General features: G+C 63.9%; 16 protein-coding genes. 12 read left to right on the top strand and 4 right to left on the bottom strand.

The window, feature by feature from the left end; translation table 11 throughout:
- Window positions 1-18: 18 nt before the first annotated feature.
- Window positions 19-885 carry an energy transducer TonB gene (locus JL474_RS11470; protein WP_203142168.1) on the bottom strand — a complete coding sequence of 289 codons (867 nt, stop codon included), beginning with the start codon at window positions 883-885 and terminating at the stop codon, window positions 19-21.
- Between the two features lie 148 nt (window positions 886-1,033).
- The gene (gene gshB, locus JL474_RS11465) at window positions 1,034-1,978 is read right to left on the bottom strand and encodes a glutathione synthase (protein WP_123633780.1); all 945 of its coding nucleotides are present in this window, start codon (window positions 1,976-1,978) and stop codon (window positions 1,034-1,036) included.
- Window positions 1,979-2,439: 461 nt separating this feature from the next.
- On the opposite strand from gshB, the gene pilG reads away from it, so the two are divergent.
- The 12 genes from pilG (at window position 2,440) to JL474_RS11405 (ending at window position 20,392) form a co-directional block, all read left to right on the top strand.
- Window positions 2,440-2,832: a twitching motility response regulator PilG gene (pilG, locus tag JL474_RS11460; RefSeq protein WP_123633781.1), complete on the top strand. Its 393-nt coding sequence runs from the start codon at window positions 2,440-2,442 to the stop codon at window positions 2,830-2,832.
- Window positions 2,833-2,865: 33 nt separating this feature from the next.
- The gene (gene pilH, locus JL474_RS11455; RefSeq protein WP_123633782.1) at window positions 2,866-3,228 is read left to right on the top strand and encodes a twitching motility response regulator PilH; all 363 of its coding nucleotides are present in this window, start codon (window positions 2,866-2,868) and stop codon (window positions 3,226-3,228) included.
- 19 nt (window positions 3,229-3,247) lie between these two features.
- Window positions 3,248-3,793 carry a chemotaxis protein CheW gene (locus tag JL474_RS11450; protein ID WP_123633783.1) on the top strand — a complete coding sequence of 182 codons (546 nt, stop codon included), beginning with the start codon at window positions 3,248-3,250 and terminating at the stop codon, window positions 3,791-3,793.
- Window positions 3,794-3,870: 77 nt separating this feature from the next.
- Window positions 3,871-5,943 carry a methyl-accepting chemotaxis protein gene (locus JL474_RS11445; RefSeq protein WP_203142167.1) on the top strand — a complete coding sequence of 691 codons (2,073 nt, stop codon included), beginning with the start codon at window positions 3,871-3,873 and terminating at the stop codon, window positions 5,941-5,943.
- A gap of 48 nt (window positions 5,944-5,991) precedes the next feature.
- Window positions 5,992-6,885, top strand: coding sequence for a CheR family methyltransferase (locus tag JL474_RS11440; RefSeq protein ID WP_203142166.1), 894 nt, complete (start codon window positions 5,992-5,994; stop codon window positions 6,883-6,885).
- An 11-nt stretch (window positions 6,886-6,896) separates the two neighbouring features.
- The gene (locus JL474_RS11435) at window positions 6,897-15,032 is read left to right on the top strand and encodes a hybrid sensor histidine kinase/response regulator (protein ID WP_236012196.1); all 8,136 of its coding nucleotides are present in this window, start codon (window positions 6,897-6,899) and stop codon (window positions 15,030-15,032) included.
- Entirely contained in the window at window positions 15,032-16,081 is a 1,050-nt protein-coding gene (locus tag JL474_RS11430; RefSeq protein WP_203142165.1) for a chemotaxis protein CheB, read from the top strand. The genes JL474_RS11435 and JL474_RS11430 overlap by 1 nt, the downstream gene beginning before the upstream one ends.
- A 10-nt stretch (window positions 16,082-16,091) precedes the next feature.
- Window positions 16,092-16,556, top strand: a complete 465-nt coding sequence (locus tag JL474_RS11425; RefSeq protein ID WP_123633788.1) for a chemotaxis protein CheW — start codon at window positions 16,092-16,094, stop codon at window positions 16,554-16,556.
- Between the two features lie 85 nt (window positions 16,557-16,641).
- Window positions 16,642-17,133, top strand: coding sequence for a Fur family transcriptional regulator (locus JL474_RS11420; protein ID WP_203142164.1), 492 nt, complete (start codon window positions 16,642-16,644; stop codon window positions 17,131-17,133).
- Window positions 17,126-17,899: a zinc ABC transporter ATP-binding protein ZnuC gene (znuC, locus tag JL474_RS11415; RefSeq protein WP_203142163.1), complete on the top strand. Its 774-nt coding sequence runs from the start codon at window positions 17,126-17,128 to the stop codon at window positions 17,897-17,899. Before JL474_RS11420 ends, znuC begins: the two co-directional genes overlap by 8 nt.
- Window positions 17,886-18,701 carry a zinc ABC transporter permease subunit ZnuB gene (znuB, locus tag JL474_RS11410; RefSeq protein ID WP_203142162.1) on the top strand — a complete coding sequence of 272 codons (816 nt, stop codon included), beginning with the start codon at window positions 17,886-17,888 and terminating at the stop codon, window positions 18,699-18,701. The genes znuC and znuB overlap by 14 nt, the downstream gene beginning before the upstream one ends.
- A gap of 236 nt (window positions 18,702-18,937) precedes the next feature.
- Window positions 18,938-20,392: a PAS domain S-box protein gene (locus tag JL474_RS11405; RefSeq protein WP_203142161.1), complete on the top strand. Its 1,455-nt coding sequence runs from the start codon at window positions 18,938-18,940 to the stop codon at window positions 20,390-20,392.
- 4 nt (window positions 20,393-20,396) lie between these two features.
- Here JL474_RS11405 and JL474_RS11400 read toward each other — a convergent pair whose 3' ends face one another.
- Both JL474_RS11400 and JL474_RS11395 read right to left on the bottom strand, forming a co-directional pair.
- A complete protein-coding gene (locus tag JL474_RS11400) occupies window positions 20,397-20,642 on the bottom strand; it encodes a CDGSH iron-sulfur domain-containing protein (protein WP_203142160.1) in 246 nt (81 codons plus the stop codon).
- Window positions 20,643-20,697: 55 nt separating this feature from the next.
- On the bottom strand, window positions 20,698-21,777 hold the full coding sequence (locus tag JL474_RS11395) for a patatin-like phospholipase family protein (protein ID WP_203142159.1): 1,080 nt from the start codon (window positions 21,775-21,777) through the stop codon (window positions 20,698-20,700).
- Between the last annotated feature and the right edge of the window lie 86 nt (window positions 21,778-21,863).

Below are 21,863 nucleotides of genomic sequence, written 5' to 3'. Positions count from 1 at the left end.
GATGGCAACGCCGGGGAATCAGCCGGAGGACAGGCCCCGGCGCTGGAACGACCAGGTGCGAATAATTTCCAGCTGGTCGAACTGGTCGCGCATTTTATCCGAGAACGGGGCGAAAGGCGCAGACAGACGCACAATGCGGATGGCCGCATCGTCCAGCACCTTGTTACCGGAGGAGTTGAGGATCTGCACGTCCTTCACGCTGCCGTCCTTCTCCAGCACCACGACCATACGCAGGGAGCCATAGATGCCCGAGCGGCGGGCTTCCGGCGGGTAGTTGAGGTTGCCCACGCGGGTCACCTTGCTGACCCAGTTCTGCACGTACCAGGCGTTATCGGACTTGAGTGTGGAGGCCGCCGTCACCCGCTTGATCCGCGGTTTCTTGGCGTAGGCGCGCTGCTGCTGGTCAAGCCGGGCTTCGAGACTGGCAATTTCCAGACTGCGGTCCATCAGGCTCTTTTTCTTCTTCACCGGCGCCTTTTCAACCGGCTTCTCTTTCTCTTTTTTCTGCTGCGCCGGACGCGACTTGGCCGTCGTGGTGACGACCTGCTTATCGGGCTGGGGCCTGGGTTCCGGCTGAGATTGCTGCACCGGCTGGGGCTGGACGGGTTTGACCTGGGTATTCTGCACCGGCGCCTGGTGCGTGGTGGTCAGCTCCTGCTTTTCCTGTTCGGTGCCGCTGCCTTTCTGGTTGGTCTGCGCCAGGAAGTCGGCCTCGTCGGGCGCCTTCTGGTCATCGTGCTGGGCCAGGGTGATTTCCAGCGTCTCGGCGGCCGGTGCCGGGTCGTCCGGGGCAAACGAAATCCCCAGCACGATGACGGCATGAAGCGCCAGTGCCATAAAAAAGGTAAAGGAAAACCGATCGAAATCACTGACCTGGACAGCCATGCTCGCCACTTAATCAACCACTGACCACTGCATGAGACGCGACGGTGCGGCGAAGCGCACCCTCAGATAAGGCCCCAAGTTTGCTGTCTTCGCCGGCACTTGTCCATCCTGCCAACAAATCGTCACAGGATGTCACGGTACGTCGACATCACAACCGGGCTTCGATGGCGTCCAGCAACTGCGACGAAATGTCGATGCCGAATTCCCGGTCCAGCTCGCGCACGCAGGTGGGGCTGGTCACGTTGATTTCGGTGAGGTAGTCGCCAATGACGTCAATACCGACAAAAATCAGCCCTTTCTCTTTCAGCGTCGGCGCGATGCGCTCGCAGATTTCCCGGTCCCGATCGGTCAGCGGGCGGCCTTCGCCGCGACCACCGGCCGCCAGGTTGCCCCGGTTCTCGCCCTGGGACGGAATGCGCGCCAGCGCATAGGGAATCGGCTCGCCGTCGATCATCAGGATGCGCTTATCGCCGTCCTTGATCGCCGGCAGGAACTTCTGCGCCATGATCTGGTGATTGCCGTCGTTGGTCAGCGTCTCGATGATGACCCCCAGGTTGGCGTCCCCTTCCTTCACCCGGAAGATGGACTTGCCGCCCATGCCGTCCACCGGCTTCATGATCACGTCGCCATGGCGGGCATAGAATTCCCGCAGGCGTTCGGCGGAGCGGGTCACCACCAGCGGCGGCGTACAGTCAATGAAGCGGGTGGCGAACAGCTTTTCATTGCAGTCGCGCAGCGCGTTCGGCGGATTCACCACCAACGCGCCCTGGTCGGCGGCGGCATCGAGAATATAGGTGGCCATCATGAATTCCCGGTCCACCGGCGGGTCCTTGCGCATCAGGATCACGTCCAGTTCGCCCAGCGCCATCTCGAACTCATCACCGAACGTGTACCAGTCGTCCGGGTCCATGCGCACCGTCAGTTCGCGCACCCGGGCACGGGCTTCGCCGCCGTCCAGGAAGAGGTCGTGCTGCTCCATGTAGATCAGTTCCCAGCCCCGCTGCTGGGCGGCCCATAGCATCGCCAGCGACGTGTCCTTCTTGTAGTGGATGTCCTCGATGGGATCCATGACGATACCGAGTCTGACGGTCATAGCGCGACTTCAACCTCTTTCTGGAAACAGGAACGGGTCAGCAGAGCAGCCCGACGCTCAGGTGCTATGCTGGCAGGCACAGCGGATATTTCCGGGCCGGACCGATGGTAGTGTACCGACGTTCAGTATGCATTACCCAAAGCCGCCGAATCACTACGCAAAAGCCGGCCCCGCAAGCGCTCTTGTAAGCGCAAGAGTACATTTGGTCACAAACTTATGCTTTTTCTCAAGCGACCTATAATCTATAAATAGTCAGGCTTTATAGAACGCCCCTTGAATGTGTGTTAAAAAGGCCCGTCAAATCTCCCACTGGTCTCGGAAACCGGTCTGACGGCGCCAACGAAGCCGGGCTGGAAGCAAGGCCAGCTACCGAATCGACTGCGTGACCGGCTGGAACAGCCAGAGTGATTCGAATCGGAGCTGAACAACAACGATCCTGTAGAGCGCAAGGCTGTTGGATAATGGATGACAACTTCGAAAACCTGAAGATTATGGTGATTGACGATAGCAAGACGATTCGTCGCACCGCCGAAACCCTTCTCAAAAAGGTTGGCTGTGAAGTCATCACCGCAACGGATGGATTCGATGCCCTGGCCAAGATTGCCGACACCCAACCTGACATCGTGTTCGTCGATATCATGATGCCACGCCTGGACGGCTACCAGACCTGCGCCCTGATCAAGAACAACTCCGCGTTCAAGAAGACTCCCGTCATCATGCTCTCCAGCAAGGACGGCCTTTTCGACAAGGCCAAGGGACGTATAGTCGGTTCCGACCAGTACCTGACCAAGCCTTTCAGCAAGGACGAACTGCTGAACACCATTCGTCAGTACGTTCCCACGGCGGAACAGTAAACCGATTGATACAACGCATTTATCGAGGAACTCATGGCCCGCATCCTGATTGTCGACGACTCTCCGACCGAGGTTAAGAAAATCTCCAGCATCCTGGAAAAGCACCAGCATGAAGTGCTCTCCGCGGACAACGGTGCCGATGGCGTCGCCAAGGCCCGCGCCGAACAGCCCGACCTGGTCCTGATGGACGTCGTCATGCCCGGGCTCAACGGTTTCCAGGCTACCCGTCAGCTGACCCGCTCGCCGGACACGGCTTCCATTCCCGTGGTGATCGTCACCACCAAGGATCAGGAAACCGACCGCGTCTGGGGCACCCGTCAGGGCGCCAAGGGCTATCTGGTCAAACCCGTCAACGAAGATGAGCTGATCAAGACGATTGCCAGTCTGATCGCCTGACCGCCAGTATGGAGTAAGCATGTCCGCCCAGGCTGCCCCTTTTGCCGTACTGACGGATATCGCCCGGCGTAGCAAGGCCCTCGCTTCGGGCCTGCCGGCCCAGCAGGAAGCCATTGAGCTGTGGAATGGCATCGGCTTCACGCTGGCCGGACAACGCTACGTCGCCCCGATGGGCGAAGTGGTCGAAATTCTTCACGTCCCCCGGTACACCCATATACCGGGGGTTCGTCCATTTATGCTCGGCGCGGCGAACGTCCGTGGCCGGCTGCTGCCCCTGATCGACCTTGCCCACTTCTTTGACCTGGGCCGCAGTTCCCGCAGTCACCGGGAGCGTCGCGTGCTGGTCATCGAACAGGGCGACGTGTTCAGTGGCCTGGTCGTCGACAGCGTCTCAGGCATGCAGTATTTCGCGCTGGAAAGCTTCACCGAAGATCCGGCGCAAGTCCCAGACATCGTTCAGCCTTTCGTTCACGGAGGCTATCGACGCAACGAAGAAACCTGGAATGTGTTCTCGACCTTCGCACTGATGGACGATGAGCGTTTCCTGGATGTTTCTCAGTGGTGAACAGGACGGCAGGGCCTGTTCACTGAATCCCCAGACCCGAAGGACCAACTTGCCGACATAAGGCCGGGAGCCAGAAAATGAAGAAAAGAGCCGGAAGATTCAATGCGGGTCAGGGCGCCAACAAGCTGGTTGGCGGCCTGATCGGTGCATTGATCGTACTGACCGTCCTGCTCGTTGCTGTGCTGTTCATCATCAACCGCGACAGCCGCCACGATCAGGAATACATCGCCCACGCCAGTGAGCTGCGGGTCCTGTCACAGGAGATCGCGAAAAACGCCTCGGAAGCGGCCGGCGGTACGCCGGAAGCGTTCGACCAGCTGCAGCGCTCCCGTGACCAGTTCGCCAAACTCTGGGGATTCCTCACCGAGGGCAATCCGAAGACCGGTCTTCCGGCGAGTGAGCTGGCCACCAAGAGCGGCGTACAGGCCGACTGGAACGCCGTTCGCGAGCGCGCCGACACCATCATCTCCACCCGCGAGGCGGTGCTCGGCCTGCACAAGGTGGCCCAGACCCTGAACGAGAACATCCCGCAGCTGCAGGTGGAGTACGACGACATCGTACAGATCCTGCTGGATAACGACGCGCCGGCAGAACAGGTTGCCCTGGCCCAGCGTCAGTCCCTGCTGGCGGAACGGATCGTGCGCTCGGTCAACAACGTATTGTCCGGTGACGAAGACGCGGTAATCGCCGCCGACCGCTTCGGTCGCGACGCCAAGCTGTTCGGTCGCGTCCTCGACGGCCAGACCAACGGCAACGCCGCCATGGGCATCTCCAAGGTCCAGGACGAAGACGCCCGCTACGGTCTGGACGCGGTTTCCGAACTGTTCGAATTCGTCTCCCAGAACGTTGACGCCATCCTGGACGCCTCCCCGGACCTGTTTACTGTCCGCCGCGCGTCCAACGAGATCTACCAGAGCTCCCAGGCCCTGCTGAACGAAACGTCCACATTGGCGGATCAATTCCGTGACCAGGCCGACTCCCGCCTGATCAGCCCGATGCTGGCCTACATCCTGCTGGCCGCCCTGGCTGCCGTTATCGTCGTCATCGGTCTGACCATCTACCGGACCTCCCAGGCGCGACTGGCGTCGACCCAGGACCAGAACGAACAGAACCAGAATGCGATCCTGCGACTGCTGGACGAACTGGCCGACCTGGCCGATGGTGACCTGACCACCGAGGCCACGGTCACCGAGGACTTCACCGGGGCCATCGCCGACTCCATCAACTACGCGATCGACCAGATGCGCGGCCTGGTACAGTCCATCCGGGGTACCGCGGTTCGAGTCTCCTCCGCCGCCCAGGAAACCCAGGCGACAGCGATGCATCTGGCCGATGCTTCCGAGCACCAGGCCCAGGAAATTGCCGGTGCCTCTGCGGCCGTGAACGAAATGGCCGTGTCCATCGACCAGGTCTCCTCGAACGCTGCCGAATCCTCCGCGGTTGCTGAGCGGTCGGTTGCGATCGCGAAGAAAGGCGCGGAAGTGGTACAGAACACCATCCGTGGCATGGACAACATCCGTGAGCAGATCCAGGAAACGTCCAAACGGATCAAGCGACTGGGTGAATCCTCCCAGGAAATCGGTGACATCGTCTCCCTGATCAACGACATCGCCGACCAGACCAACATCCTGTCCCTGAACGCTGCGATCCAGGCCTCCATGGCCGGTGACGCAGGTCGAGGCTTCGCGGTGGTTGCGGACGAGGTTCAGCGCCTCGCGGAACGTTCCTCTGCGGCCACCAAGCAGATTGAAGCCCTGGTTAAGACGATCCAGTCTGACACCAACGAGGCGGTTATCTCCATGGAACACACCACCGCCGAGGTGGTCCGTGGTGCCCGTCTGGCCCAGGACGCGGGTGTGGCCCTCGAGGAAATCGAGAACGTCTCGATGAACCTTGCGGAACTCATCCAGAACATCTCCAACGCGGCCCGTCAGCAGGCGTCGTCCGCGGCTCACATCTCCAACACGATGAACGTTATCCAGGAGATCACCTCGCAGACCTCCTCCGGTACCAACGCGACCGCGAAGTCGATCGGTAACCTGGCCGAAATGGCCGGTGAGCTGCGCTCCTCCGTTGCCGGCTTCACGCTGCCGGAGGAAGATCTGCCGGAAGAAGAAGAGGAAGACAGCGACGTTCCCGTGGTGAGCTGATAGCGGGGTGCAAGTGACGACGCCGGAAAGCACGGCTGAATCATGATCATGGCCGAAACGCGCGACGACAGATCCGCCGGTATCTGGACGCTGCGGCCCCTTCCCCAGATGGACGGGGCCCAGTTCCAGCAGTGGCAGACGCTACTGGAGGAGCGGACCGGAATGACCCTGACGCCGGATCGACAATCGTTCCTGCAGACCAATCTGGGCATCCGGATGCGCGAAATCGGTTGCGAGACCTATCAGGCCTATTACGAGAAAGTGGTTTCCGGCCCCGGCGCCATCGTCGAGTGGGCCACTCTGGTGGACCGACTCACCGTTCAGGAAACCCGTTTCTTTCGTGATCCGGACGCCTTCCGACTGGTCTCGGACTATGTCATGACCCGGCCACGGGACAGCCTCAAGAAACGCCCCCTGGAAGCCTGGAGCGTGGGCTGTTCAACCGGCGAAGAACCTTACACCCTGGCGATGCTGCTGGATCAGTGCATGCAGCAGCTGGAACTGGAACCCCTGTTCGGGGTGACCGGATCGGACATCAGCAAGCCGGCCCTGGAAAAGGCACAGAGAGGGGTATTCGGGGGCCGCAGGCTATCCACAACAGAGCCTGCGGTTCGGGAACGCTACTTCCATCCGGCTGCCGGCAATGAATGGGCAATCGACCCGGCGATCAAACAGCGGGTCTGTTTTACCCGACTGAACGTGCTGGACCTGAATCAGGCACCGATGCATGGCATGAATATCATTTTCTGCCAGAACCTGCTGATCTACTTCCGCCGCTGGCGGCGCAGGGAAATTGTCAGGCGACTGACCGAACGACTGGCACCGGGTGGACTCCTGGTGCTGGGTCAGGGCGAACTGACGGATTGGCAGCATCCCTCCCTGCAGCGGGTGCCATCGGATAGCGTGCTGGCGTGGATCAAACGCCAGACAGACGAAGAATAACCGGAGTGGTTATGGGCAATCACCATGACAGCATCGCCCTGGATTGGGTTAGGGGCGAAATTCAGGACACCCTGAAACAGGGTCAGCAGGCATTGGAAGCCTATGTCGACAATCGTGACGACACGGCACGCCTGCGTTTTTGCCTGAACTATCTCCATCAGGTGCACGGCACCCTGCAGATGGTCGAACTCTATGGTGCGGCCCTGCTCACCGAAGAGATGGAAAAGCTGGCCCAGGCCGTCCTCAACGACGCTACCAGCAACGTCGATGAAGCCATCGAAGTCCTGATGCAGGCGATCCTGCAGCTGCCGCAGTACCTGGAGCACCTGGACAGCAACCGCGATGATTTCCCGCTGGCGCTGTTGCCGCTGCTCAATGACCTGCGCGCCGCCCGCGGCGAAGCCCTGCTTTCCGATACCTCGCTGTTCAAGCCGGACCTGTCGGCAGCGGACTTCCGGGCCAACCCGGCGGCCACCCAGCGTCTGCAGGATCCGAAAGTCCTGGGCCATGTCCGCAAGCTGCGCCAGATGTTCCAGTTTGCGCTGGTTGGCATCATCCGCGAAGCCGAACTGGACTCCCACTTCGACTACATGGACAAGGTGATCCAGCGGGTCATCAAGCTGTGCCAGGGCACCCCCCGCGGTGAACTCTGGCAGGCTGCCGGTGGTTTTCTGGACACGCTCAAGAGCCGGCACAACCCGATCAACTCTGCCGCCAAATCCCTGCTGCGCCAGCTGGATGCGGAACTCAAGCGTCTGCTGGACGAACACGGCGATATCCTGCAGCAACCGGTGCCCGAGGCGCTGTTCAAGCATCTGCTGTACTACGTCGCCCGGGCCGACGACCTGGGCATGCCCCGGGTCAACGACCTGCGCAGCCGCTATAAGCTGGCGGACGCCCTGCCCTCCGACGAATCCGTGGACGATGCCCGCCAGCGGGTCTCCGGACCGGGTCGCGAGGCCATCCAATCCGTGGTCAGCGCCCTCAACGAGGAACTGGCCCGCCTGAAAGACCAGCTCGACCTGTTCGTGCGCGCCGAATTCCGCCAGAACAGCGAACTGGAAGAATTGCTGCCGGGCCTGCAACAGGTAGCCAATACCCTGGCCGTCCTGGGTCTGGGCATCCCGCGCCGGGTGGTCACCGAGCAGATCGAAATCGTCCAGCGCCTCAGCCACGATGACGAGCCGGCCGACGATGGCATCCTGATGGACATCGCCGGCGCCCTGCTCTATGTCGAAGCCACCCTGGCCGGACTGGAAAAAGAACGTCAGACCCATTCCGAAGACACCGGCGACGCCGTCCAGTACGGCACCCAGGAACTGAACGACGCGAACCGGGCGCTGCTGCGCGAGTCCCGCAATTCGCTGGAACAGGTCAAGACCGCCATCGTCAATTTCATTGCCGCCCAATGGGACCGGCGTGAAATCGAGCATGTCCCGGGCCTGCTGCACAGCATCCGCGGCGGCCTGCAACTGATCCCGCTGGAGCGTGTCGGCGACATGCTCGCGTCCGCCGAGCGCTACGTCACCGATGTCCTGCTGGACGGGCAGCGCGTCCCGGACTGGCAGCAGTTGGACACCCTGGCGGACATGGTGACCAGTATCGAATACTACCTGGAGCGCCTGGCGGAAGGCATTGAGGACAACGAAAGCGTCCTCAAGATCGCCGAAGACAGCCTGCGCAGCCTGGGCTTCCCGGTGGGCGAAGAACCCACCTGGAACAACGAGCCGGCCGTCACATCCGCCGAGCCAGAACCGGCGCCGGCCACCTCCGGACCCGACGTCCCGAAAACCTCCGACGCCGACCTGGTGGACGACGAAATCCTCGAAATCTTCATCGAGGAAGCCGAGGAAGTCCTGGCCACCATCCGCGATTTCTACCCGCGTCTGCGTCAGGATCACGACGATCGCGAAGCGCTCACTGAAGTCCGTCGCGCGTTCCATACCCTCAAGGGCAGCGGTCGACTGGTGGGTGCCACCAGCATTGGCGAACTGGCCTGGGCGGTGGAGAACCTGCTCAACCGCGTGATCGACCAGAGTGTACGGCCTACGGAAGAACTGTTTGCCCTGGTGGATACCGCCATTGATCGCATTCCGGGCCTGATCGCCGAGTTCCGTGACGGCAGCGCCGATGGCGACGTCAGCGATCTGATTGCCCAGGCCGACGCTCTGGCCACCACCCGCAAGACCGGCCCGGACAGCGAAACCACCGCTGAACCGGCAGCCGACGTCGCCGAGAGCGCGCCGGAAGCGACGACCGACGACACCGTCGAATCCGCCGCGCCGTCGCAGGACGACGGAATCGACGACGACCTGATCGATGACGAAATCCTCGAGATCTTCATCGAGGAAGCGGGCGAGGTACTGGAGACCATCCGCGAATACCTGCCCATGCTGCTGCGCCAGTTTGACGATCGGACCGCGCTGGCCGAAGTTCGCCGGGCATTCCATACCCTCAAGGGCAGTGGCCGCATGGTGGGCGCCAGTGCCGTCGGCGAGCTCGCCTGGGCGGTGGAGAACATGCTCAACCGGGTGATCGACGGCAGCGTGTTCATGAACGACGACATCGCCCGTCTGCTGGATGACGTGGTTGGCGTGATTCCGGCCCTGGTCAGCGATTTTGAGGCCCGCCGCCCGGCGTCGCTGGACACTTCATCGCTGGAGGCCCGGGCGACCGCGCTGGCCAACGGCGAGATCCTGGAATCCAGCCGCATGCCGGAAGACGGCGACAGCGCCGGATTCGAGCCGGATGCACCAGCGGTCGAGGCCGCCCCTGGAGACCGGCAAGAACAGGCGGAAGACGATGACGCCGGCGACGAACAGCTGGTGGACCCGGTCCTGCTGGACATCTTCGAGAGCGAAACCGAAACCCATCTGCAGGCGCTCAAACAATTCCTGGCGGAGGCCGAAGGCCGCGAAACCACCGCCTACACCGATGGCCTGTCCCGCGCCCTGCATACCCTGAAAGGCTCGGCCCACACCGCCGGCATCGAGCCGCTGGCGACCATCATCTCGCCGCTGGAAAAATTCGTGAAAACCGCCCGCGCCGAGAACCATCGCGCCGATCGCGACGTGATGGCCCTGCTGGCCGACGCCTGCGACTTCATCGAGCGAGGCCTGGGGCAGATCCGATCAGCGCCGCAGCAACCGCTGGCAGGCACGGAGGCGTTCCTCGAACGCCTGGATATGCTCGCTACCCGCACCCTGTCGTCCAATCCGGTCAGTACCGAAAATGCGGAAGCCGAGCACCGCCCGGACCCGCAGCTCATCCAGCTGTTCCTGAACGAAGGCCTGGATATCCTGCTGGACGCCGACTCCATCCTGGACGCCTGGGCCGCGGCACCCGGCGAGAACGAACAGCTCGACAAGCTGGTGCTGGAACTGCGCCAGCTGGCCCGCGGCGCCGATGTGGCCGGCCTGGCCGATGTGTCTGAACTGGCGGACCGGCTCGAGCGGACCTATGCCGCCGTGTTCGACGCCAAGGCCCAGCCGGACAGCGAGTTCTTCAGCGTTGCCCGCGCCGGCCATGAAGCCCTCATCAACATGATGGACCAGGTGGCCGCCGGTCTGGCGACCAAGCCGGATCACGACCTGCTTGGCAAACTGCAGGCCCAGCTCGACCAATTCCGCGAACAGGCCGACTCCAGCTTCGCCCAGGATCTGGAGGACATCGACAACAGCTTCGAGGAAGACCTGGAGCTGCCGACCCTGGACATCGAAGCCGACGAACCCGGCGCCGCCGAGGTCGAAACACCGGAAGCCGACGACGGTCTCGACCCCGAGCTGGTCGAGATCTTCCTGGAGGAAGCCCGCGACCTGATCGAAGGCACCGGCGAACGCCTGCAACAGTGGACCGAGCAGTCGTCCGACACCGAATTGCTGCGCCACCTGCAGCGCGACCTGCACACCCTCAAGGGCGGCGCGCGCCTGGCCGACATCAGTGCCATCGGCGACCTGTCCCACGAGCTGGAAACCCTGTTTGAAGGCTTGACCGACAACCGGCTCAGCACCCGCGAGGATCTCGAAGACCTCCTGCTGCGCAGCCACGACCGGCTCGCCGCCATGGTGGATGCGATCAGCACCGGTGACCAGCCACGCCCGGCGCCGGACCTGATCCAGGAGATCCAGGCCTACATCAGTCAGCATGCCGGCGGCAGTGATGCCACCTCGTTCGACACCGAATCCGAAGATGAGATCGAGCTTGAGCTGCCGCAACTGGATGTCGCCGAAGAGGACGAGTCCGGCACACCGGATGCGACCGACATGGACGACGCCGAGCCGGTGGCGCGCACCGGCGCGCTGCAGAACCTGGATCCGGAACTGGCGGAAATCTTCCTTGAGGAAGCCGGCGACATCATTGATACCACCGCCGAGCAGCTGCACCAGTGGCAGGGCAATCCCGACCAGCCGGAACTGGTCAAGGAACTCCAGCGCGAACTGCACACCCTCAAGGGCGGCGCCCGCATGGCGGAAATCGCGCCCGTGGCCGATATTGCCCATGAAATGGAGACGCTGTTCGAGCGCATCGTCGAAGGCCGCCTGAAAGCCACGCCGGAGCGTACCGATGTCGCCCTGCGCGCCCACGATCAACTGGCGACGATGGTGGATGCCATCGCCGAAGCCGGACAGTGCCCGGAAGCGCCGGACGTTCTGGACGCCCTGAAAGCCGCCCTGACCGACGCGCCGGCCGCGACACCGATTGACGAAGAAACCACCGAATCGCCGGAAGACGAGCCGGCAGCGCCTGAAGCCGAAGCCGAAGCCGAAGCCGAAGCCGAAGCCGAAGCCGAAGCCGAAGCCGAAGCCGAAGCCGAAGCCGAAGAAAGTGTGTTCGACGACGCCCTCCTGGTGGAAGCCATGGACCAGGCCGCGGCGGACGACGACGCCGGCGATGCCGAGGACCTCGACCAGGAGCTGGTCAGCATCTTCCTGGAAGAGGCTTACGACCTGGTCAACTCCACCGCCAGCACCCTGCACAGCTGGACCGAAGATCCCAGCAACACCAAGCTGGCTGGCGAACTGCAACGCGACGTGCATACCCTCAAGGGCGGCGCACGCATGGCCGGTGTCGATGCCATCGGCGATCTGACCCACGTGCTGGAGGACCTGTTCGAGCGCGTCGCTGAAGGCCGCCTGGACGCCACGTCCGACATGACCGACCTGCTGTTTGCCTGCCACGACCGGCTGGCGCAGATGGTGGAGCAAGTGGCCGCGCAGAAACCCTGCGAGCCGGCCACCACACTGATCGAGCGCGTCGAAGCCATCCTCTCCGGCCGGGCCGACAAGGACACACCGGCTGAAGACAGCGCTCCGGTCGATTTGCCGCCCGTGGAGGTGGACGAGACGCCTGCCGAGCCGGCCGTAGCCGACAGCGAGCCGCTGGATCGGGACGACGACCTGATCGGCATTTTCCTGGACGAAGGCGTAGAGATCCACGACGCCATCAAGGAATGCCTGGCGCAATGGCGCGAAGAGCCGGAAGCCTTGGCCAGCATGACGTCGCTGCTGCAGGAGCTGCACACCCTCAAGGGCGGTGCCCGACTGGCCGATGTCGACCCCATCGCGGACCTGGCGGAAACCTGGTACGAGCGCCTGGAATCGACCCTGGCCGACGCCGCCGACGGTGCTGCCGCGCTGGCCCTCAGTGAGAAGGCCTCAGCTCAGTTGGCGCAGATGCTGCGCGATATCGAGGAAGGCCGTACGCCGGTGGCCGACGCCGAGTTGATCGAGGCGCTGGCTCAAGGCGTCACGCCAGTAGATGACGCCCCGGTAACGGAAGAGAACGAGCCTGCCCAGCCTGAAAGCGTCGATCCGGAAGTCCTGGAAATCTTCCTGGAAGAAGCGGGCGAACTGCTCGACCAGATCGAAAACCTGCTGGAAGACTGGCGCAAGGAGCCGTCCAGCGACCACTTCAACCGCGAGCTGCAACGGGCCCTGCACACCCTCAAGGGCGGCGCACGCCTGGCGCAACTGGTTGAGCTGGGTGACCAGGCCCACGCCTTCGAAACCCGCCTGATTGACCTGGGCGGCAACGAACCCGACAGCGCCACCTGGAACGCCATTACCCGGGATCACGACACCCTGACCGACATGGTGGGTGAGATCCGCAAACGCTATGAAGACGCCGGCGCCGGCCCGGTCACCCTGCCGAGCAGTCCGGAGACCAAGGCAGACACACCGGATGAGGCCGTGCCTCCAGCGGAGCCATCCGCCGAAGCCGCAGCGGACGCCAAACCGGAACCACAGGCCAAGCCACAACCCAAGCCGCCGGCCAAAAAGGCCCGGAACCGCAAGGCGGACCCGGCCCGTGCCGCGCAGGAAACCATCCGCGTCAACGCCCCGCTGCTGGATGAGCTGGTCAACTTGGCCGGTGAAACCAGTATCACCCGTAGCCGCCTGGAGCAGCAGTCCAGTGACTTCGGCCACACGCTGGACGAGATGGCCGCGACCATCGAACGTCTGCGCGAACAGTTGCGCCGGATGGACATCGAGACCGAAGCCCAGATCCTGTTCCGCGCCGAAAAAGAGCACGGTCCGGACTACGGCGAGGACTTCGACCCGCTGGAGATGGACCGCTACTCCTCCATCCAGCAGCTGTCCCGGGCCCTGAGTGAATCGGCCTCGGATTTGGCGGACCTGCGCGAGACCATGTCCGACCGGACCCGCGACACTGAAACCCTGCTGGTCCAGCAATCCCGGATCAACACCGAGCTGCAGGAAGGCCTGATGAAGACGCGGATGAACCCGTTCGCGTCCATGGTGCCGCGCCTGCGCCGGATTGTTCGCCAGATCAGCGGCGAGCTGGGCAAGAAGGTGGAGTTTGACGTCCGCAACGCCGAAGGCGAAATGGACCGCAACATCCTTGAACGGATGGTGGCGCCGCTGGAGCACATGCTGCGCAACGCCCTTGACCACGGCATCGAAACACCGGAAGACCGCCGCAAGGCCGGCAAGCCGGAAACCGGCGAAATCATCCTGTCGCTGACCCGAGAAGGCGGTGAAGTGGTGCTGCGGATGATGGACGACGGCGCCGGCATCCGCACCTCGGCGGTTCGCGAAAAGGCCATCAAGCAGGGCCTGCTGCGCGAAGACGAGGATCTGTCGGACCGGGAGGTCCTGCAGTTCATCCTGCAGCCGGGCTTCTCCACCGCCGCCCAGGTCACGCAGATCTCCGGCCGCGGTGTGGGCATGGACGTGGTGGCCAGCGAGATCAAGCAGCTCGGCGGCAGTCTGGACATCGACTCGATGCTGGGCCAGGGCACCACCTTCACCGTGCGCCTGCCGTTTACGGTCTCGGTCAACCGCGCCCTGATGGTGTCCACCGGCGAGGACTTCTACGCCATCCCGCTCAATACCATCGAGGGGATCGTGCGGGTCAGCACCTACGAGCTGGAAGAGTATTACAAGCCGGATGCGCCGCTGTACGAATACGCCGGCCAGGAATACCGCCTGCAGTACCTGGGCGGCCTGCTGCACAGCGAGCACCATCCCAAGCTGCAGGGACAGGCCCTGCCGCTGCCGGTCATCCTGGTGCGCGGGGCTGAACAGCCCATGGCGCTGCAGGTGGACAGCCTGATGGGCAGCCGGGAAATCGTGGTCAAGTCCCTCGGCCCGCAGTTCTCGTCCGTACGGGGTGTCTCCGGTGCCACGATTCTGGGTGACGGTAACGTGGTCGTGATCCTCGACCTGCCGGCGATGATCCGCTCCGACATGCTGTCCGAGCGCCAGCGCCTGGCGGATCTGGAAGCGGCTCAGGCCCAGGCCCGTCGCGACGACCGCGAGACCCTGGTCATGGTGGTGGACGACTCGGTCACCGTGCGCAAGGTCACCTCGCGCCTACTGGAGCGTAACGGCATGGAGGTCATCACCGCGAAGGACGGCCTGGACGCTGTGGCCCAGCTGCAGGATCACCGCCCGGACATCATCCTGCTGGATATCGAGATGCCGCGGATGGACGGTTTCGAAGTGGCCAGCTTCGTGCGCCACGACGACAGCCTGCGCGACACGCCCATTTGCATGATCACCTCGCGAACCGGACAAAAGCACCGGGAGCGGGCCCTGGCGCTGGGCGTCAACGAGTATCTGGGCAAGCCGTTCCAGGAAACCCAGCTGCTTGACACCATTGAGCGCCTGACCGGGAATCAGTGATGACCCGCGAAGTGCTGCCGCCGGGCGTGGCTATCGTTTCCGATAGCCCGCTCCAGCGGCGCCGACTGCAGGACGCCGTCGGAAAATTCGGCCTGGACAGCCGCTTTACCGGAGACCCGGATCGCCTGCTGGCGCAGCCGGCGATCCCGGACGTTGAACTCTGGCTGGTGACGCTTGAAGACGAAGCCGATCATCCCACGCTGTTCGATTTCCTGCTGGAGAATACCGAGGCGCCGATCCTGTTCGGTGTGGACGAGGCTCCGGCACCGGGCACGACCGAGGCCTTTCGCTGGGAACGGCGCCTGCTGGATAAACTGGAACAGCAGCTGGGCGAGCTGGAACAGCTGGACAGCGCCACGACTTTAGAGGCGCTGGATCATCCGGAAGAGCCGGTAAGCCGACGGGAGCGGCCAGCCTGGATTCCCGCCGGCAAGACGGACGAGCCGGCCGAGGAGATCTGGATTCTGGGAGCATCACTGGGCGGTCCGGCCGCGGTGAAAACGTTCCTCGACAACCTGCCGCCGGGGCTGCCGGTCGGCTTTGTCTATGCCCAGCACATCGATGGTCATTTTACCGAGGTGCTGACCCGGGTGCTGGGGCGCCACGCGGACTACAGCCTGCGCCGGGCCGAAACCGGCTATCGGGTACGCAACGGCGACGTGGTGCTGCTGCCGGTGGAAAACGAGTGGTATCTGGACGACAGCGGCCGCCTGCAGGAAAAAGCGACGCCGTGGCCCGGTCCCTATGGACCGTCCATTGATCAGGTACTGCTCAATGTGGCCGACCATTACCGCGACCGCTGCCATGCTATCCTGTTTTCCGGCATGGGCAACGATGGCGCCATTGCGGCCCCGCTGCTGCACGCCTACGGTAGCCGCATCTGGGTCCAGAACAGTGAAAGCTGTGGCAACAGCTCGATGCCGGACTCGATCCGGGCCACGGGCTGCACCAGTTTCGTCGGCGATCCGGCGCAACTGGCCCGAAAACTGACGCAAACCCTTGAAGAAGCCTGTTTGCTCAAGCGCAAGCAGGATCGCGATTCCGCCTGAGGACGACACCATGGCCGACAATTCCCAAGTCCTTCCCTGCGTACTGATTCCGGTGACGGACCGTCAGTTGCTGCTGCCCAACGTTTCCATCGCCGAAATCGTCGACTATGCCGAGCCGGAAGCGGCCGATGGCGGCCCCGAGTGGCTGATCGGCTACCTCAACTGGCGCGGCCTGCGCCTGCCGGTAATCTCCTACGACGCGGCCAACGGCGGCCAGGGCGCCCGCCCGGATGGCGCCCGCGGACGGATTGCGGTGCTCAACACCATCAGCGACAGCCACCAGGCGATGCCGTTCCTGGCCATGGTGACCCAGGGGATTCCCAGCCAGACCAAGCTGGCCGAGCCCGAGATTCAGCAGGTGGAAGGCGACACCGGTCCGGCGGACCTGATGGTGGTGGACGTCGAAGGCCACACGGCCTATATCCCCAATCTCGAATACCTGGAATCCCTCGCCGCCAAATCCTTCGCGGCCTGAACCAGGCGCTGCGATCGATACGGACCTCGTCCGACCGGGCAATGCGATGTTATAATGTTTCATCCATTGACCGATCGGACGCACCATGTCACAGACACCGCTGCCCTACCGCCCGCATAACCACCGGGCCTGCGTGGATCAGGCCCTGGCCGATGCCCATCGCATCTGCAACGACGCCAAGGCCCGCCTGACCCCGACCCGCGAGCGGGTACTGGAACTGATCTGGCAATCCCATAAACCGCTCGGCGCCTACGACCTGCTCGGCGCGCTGGCCCAGGACGGCCACAACGCCGCGCCGCCCACCGTCTATCGAGCCCTCGACTTTCTCCAGCAGCACGGGCTGGTGCACCGGATCGCGTCCCTGAACGCGTTCGTCGGCTGCGCCCACGCGGGGCATCGCCATACCGGTTTTTTCCTGATCTGCCGGGCCTGCCGCAACGTCCTGGAGCTGTCGGCGCCGCACGTTGCCGAAGCGGTGGACCAAGCAGCGCAGGATGAAGGGTTCGCCGCCGAAGACACCACCCTGGAAATTGCCGGACTGTGTCCCGCCTGTCAGCAGGAGGGCGGCCATGAGTGAGGCGCTGGTCACGCTGGACGATGTCAGTGTGCGCCTGGGCGGCCAGAACATCGTCGATCACGTACAATTGACCGTCAGCCGCGGCGATATCATTACCGTCATCGGCCCCAATGGCGCCGGCAAGACCACGCTGATCAAGGCCATCCTGGGGCTGCAGGCCATCAGCGGCGGCCGCATCCGGCGCACGCCGGGCCTGCGGCTGGGGTACGTGCCCCAGCACATCCATTTCCAGCCGACGTTGCCGCTGACGGTGAAGCGCTTCATGGCGCTGACCGGGGCCGCGCCCGCGGAGTGCCGGGCGGCGCTGGAACGGACTGCGGTCCATCATCTCTATGACTCGTCCATTCATCACCTGTCCGGCGGTGAAACCCAGCGTGTGCTGATCGCCCGGGCGCTGGTCCGCCAGCCTGACCTGCTGGTACTGGACGAGCCGGCCCAGGGCGTCGACGTCAACGGTCAGGCCGAGCTGTACGAGCTGATCCGTGAACTGCGGGACAACCTTCACTGCGGCGTCATCATGATTTCCCACGACCTGCACCTGGTGATGGCGGCCACCGACAAGGTGCTGTGCCTGAACCAGCACGTCTGCTGCAGCGGTTATCCGGAGCAGATCTCCCACGATCCCGCGTTCGTGGAGCTGTTCGGCCGTCACGTGGCGGACAGCGTCGCCATCTACCATCACCACCACAATCATGACCACAACCTGCACGGCGATGTGGTGGATAACGCCCCGACGGAGACCTCCCACGATCATGCCTCTCATTGACGCCCTGCTCGACGATTTCTTCTGGCGCGCGCTGATCGGCGGCCTGGGTGTGGCGCTGGTGGCCGGTCCACTGGGCTGCTTCGTGGTGTGGCGGCGGATGGCCTACTTCGGCGACACCCTGGCCCATTCGGCGCTGCTGGGCGTGGCCCTGGGCACGCTGCTGCAGATCCAGCTCAGCCTGGGCATCGCGGTGGTCTGCATCGGGCTGGCGCTGCTGCTGGTGGTGCTGTCCCGCAATCGCAGCCTGGCGACGGACACGCTGCTGGGCATCCTCGCCCACAGTGCCCTGGCCATCGGCCTGGTGACCCTGAGCTTCATGCCGGACGTGCGGCTGGACCTGACCGGCTACCTGTTCGGCGACCTGCTGGCCATCAGCCGCACGGATGTGGCCTGGATCTACGGCGGCGCCGCCGTTGTGCTGGCCCTGCTGGCCTGGCTCTGGCGTGGCCTGCTGATGAGCACCATCCATGAGGAGCTGGCCAAGGCCGAGGGCCTGCCGGTGGAACGGTTACGCCTGGGCCTGATGCTGATGTTCTCGCTGGTGATTGCGGTGGCGATGAAGATCGTCGGCGTGTTGCTGATCACCGCTCTGCTGATCATTCCCGCCGCCACCGCCCGGCGCCTGGCCAGCAGCCCGGAGCGGATGGTGGGTCTGGCCATCGTTGGCGGCGTGATCGCCGTGGGTGGCGGCCTGTCGATGTCCTGGTTCCTCGACAGTCCGGCGGGCCCGTCCATCGTGGTGTCAGCCTTCCTGCTGTTCCTGTTGGTCTACGGACTGGTCCGCGAGCAGCGTCACGGATAACCGACTGATCCGGCGACAGATCCGCCCGATTCGCCGCCGTTAACCGCCAAAGCGGCCACATTCCGGCGACGTACCCGGTAGCGACACTGGACGCCAACGCCCCGGCCCACCTAAAGTTAAGGGGTCCCTGCAAGGAATCTGCGGGGACCCCGACACCCCACACCGGACGACATCACGGACGAACACAGCCATCCGGCTATCGGGGTCGTTACCTCATCAGGCAAGGGAGAGCACCCATGGAAAGGCCTGCAGGACGGGGCATGCACATCTGGCTGCCACTGGTGGTCCTTGTCGTCGGCATTCTGTGTACCGGCACGGTGGACCATTGGACCAGCAAGAGCCTGGACAAACAGACCCGAAGCTTGCTCGAAAGCCAGCACGCCCATTTCACCGACCTGGTGCAGCAGGCCATCAACGTCCGCATCCAGACCCTCGACGTGCTGGCCCGTACGCTGTCGGGACACAGCGACCACAGCCGCATCTTCCAGTACCAGACCGAAGCCGTCCTGCGGCGTTTGCCGGACGTGATCGACCTGGACCGCATCATCACCATCTCCGACGACGAACGCCGCGTGGTGGAGCGCAACCTGAGCGACATCGGCGGCCAGTACATCACCCTGGGGGAATGGCAGGAGAGTGGCATCACCCGCGTTGCGCCGCATCAACCCAGCTACCAGGTGGTGATCCAGGTGGCCGACCGCCACCCGCCGAGCGCCATCCTCGGCCTGGTGGCCCCCTCCGTGCCGCATTGGCGCCAGCCGATAGAAACCGCCCTGCAGCACGACAAGGTGTCCGCCACAGCCCAGACCCGCATCCAGCGTAACGGCAGCAGCCAGGTCGGCGTGCGCCTGTTCCGGGCGCTGGAGGACGGCTCCCTGGTGAGCCTGACGTTTTCCCCCGATCAATTACTCAAGGAGGCCCTGCCTGCACAGATGAGTCCGGCCCTGCAGGTGACGGTGTTCGATCTGGACCAGCACCTGAAGACACCGCTGTTTGCCACCGACCGACTGGAACAGCCGCGCATGGCCTGGGCCCTGCGCTCGGCCATCAGCCTGGCGGACCGGGAATGGATCCTCACCACCATTCCCGACAAACATTACATGGGCGCACCGGTGGAGCGGATCAGCCAGATCGTGTGGCTGGTGGGGGCCGCCGCGTCGCTGGCCGCCGCTGTTCTGGTCTGGCTGCTGTGCCTGAGACTGGCGCGGGATCGTCGGGACCACGCCTTCGTGACCCGGGCGCTGGATATCGAGAGTCAGGCTTTGGAGAACAACCGGATCGAGAAGCACGCCCTGAAACAGGCGTTGCAGAACAGCGAACAGCGCAGCCGCGACCTGGTGGAAATCGCCGGCAGCTGCATCGCGGAAATGGACGAGGAAGGCCGGATCGGCTTCATCTCAGCGATGGCCGTGGACTTCCTGGGCCGCCCGCCGGCGGAGCTGGAGCATCATCCCTTCAGCAACTACGTCATGCCGGAGGATCGTGAGCGCTTCAAACAGGGGCTGACCGCCTCTCGCCAACAACGGCGGCTGGTGCGGATGGACCTGCTGCTGCAGAACAGCGACAGCGTCGGCATACCGGTGACCCTGCGGCTGAAGCCGGTGGTGGATACCCTCACCGGCTGTGCCGGCTTCCGACTGTCCATCCAGGCCCGACCGGGTCAGCCGGAGGAAGACATCTCCACAGGCTGATTCGTCACAGGGTCTTGTGGGTGCCGTCGCAGAACGGCGCATCACCGGTCTGCTTGCAGCCACAGAACCAGACCCACTCGTCCCGCTCGGCGGTGTATTTCACGGGACGCAGCTGGGTCGCCTTATGGGAGCCGTCGCAGAAGGGCTGGTCCGCGCTGCGACCGCAGGCGCACCAGAAATAGGATTTGCCGGCTTCTACCGGAATCGCGTAAGGACTGGATCGAGCCACACGGGGCACATCGTCGGACATGGCGGTCACCTCCAGGCCATGGATGTCGTTTCCCCAGTATAGACGGCAGAGACGATCAGAGCGGCTGGACCGCCTCGGCCACGCGGCCACTGTCCACCAGATCGAGGAAGGCCTCGCCCAGGCGCTCGCTGTCCCCGATGGCCTGCCGCCAGGCCTGTTCCCGGCCGTCGTCGTTGCCCAGGTAACGCTCGAAATCCTTCCGGTCGGGCAGTTTGCGGTCCGGCAGCTGGGCCAGGTAGTCGCGGGACGGGGCCACCAGGACCACGTCCTGCAGGCGCGTATGATCGCCCCGGCGCCAGGGCAACGACTTGTCGAACCAGCCGGGAATGATGCGGTCGGTGAAGTGGGGATAGAGCACCACGCCGGGCTGCTCGTAAGGCAGGTCGAGATGATAGTCGAGCAGGCCGCCGTCGCGGTACATGCCTTCCGGCGCGCCGGCGATTCCGGCCACCCCGGACATCACCATGGGAATCGACGCCGACGCCAGCAGGGCCGCCATCAGGTTGTCCCGGGTCAGCGGCACCTGATGACTCTGGAAGTCGATCAGGTCGCCCAGCGGGGCGCGCTCACGGGGATCGTGCAGAATACCGCGCTCCATAAAGCGGCCCAGGTGCTTACGGCTGACCATGTTGGCGCTGATCGCTGCCATCAGCCCCAGGGCCAGTCGGCCGCGGGTGTCGTGCTGGAGCATGCCGCGGCTGCGTACTACCACAATGTTGAGGCGGTAGTCCGGGTGATTGAGGATGGCGTCTTCCCGTCCGCCCAGCAGCTCTTCCAGGAACACCATGCTGCGGCGCGTCACCTCGGCCATGCTGACGCCCTTGGGAAAACGCTGGCGGGTGTACAGATCCGACAGCCGGGCCAGCTGGCTGACCGGATCACCGGAGGAAATGGCCGCAAACCGCCAGCTGCCAATGGAGGCGCCGATCAGAGACCGCACCTGCGGCGCCCGTGGCAGCCACTCGCCAAAGATCGCCTGGTCCAGCCCACAGATGCCCAGCGCCTTGGGACCACCGGCGGCACCGGGAACCACGTGCACGTCTTCCGGACGCAGGCCGTGCTCCTGGATGCGGGCGTAAGCCCGGCGTCCCGCACGGATGGTCAGGACGGATGGGTCTGGCGAAACGGTGGACATGGCAATTTCCTATACAGCGACGAAGCTGAGCGGGAGTCTAACGGACCCGCTCCCACAGCAAAAGCCTGTTTCGCAACGGCATCCCG

This window comes from Marinobacter mangrovi (assembly GCF_016798325.1).
GTDB lineage: Bacteria > Pseudomonadota > Gammaproteobacteria > Pseudomonadales > Oleiphilaceae > Marinobacter_A > Marinobacter_A mangrovi.
This window is presented reverse-complemented; position numbering and strand designations above follow the sequence as displayed.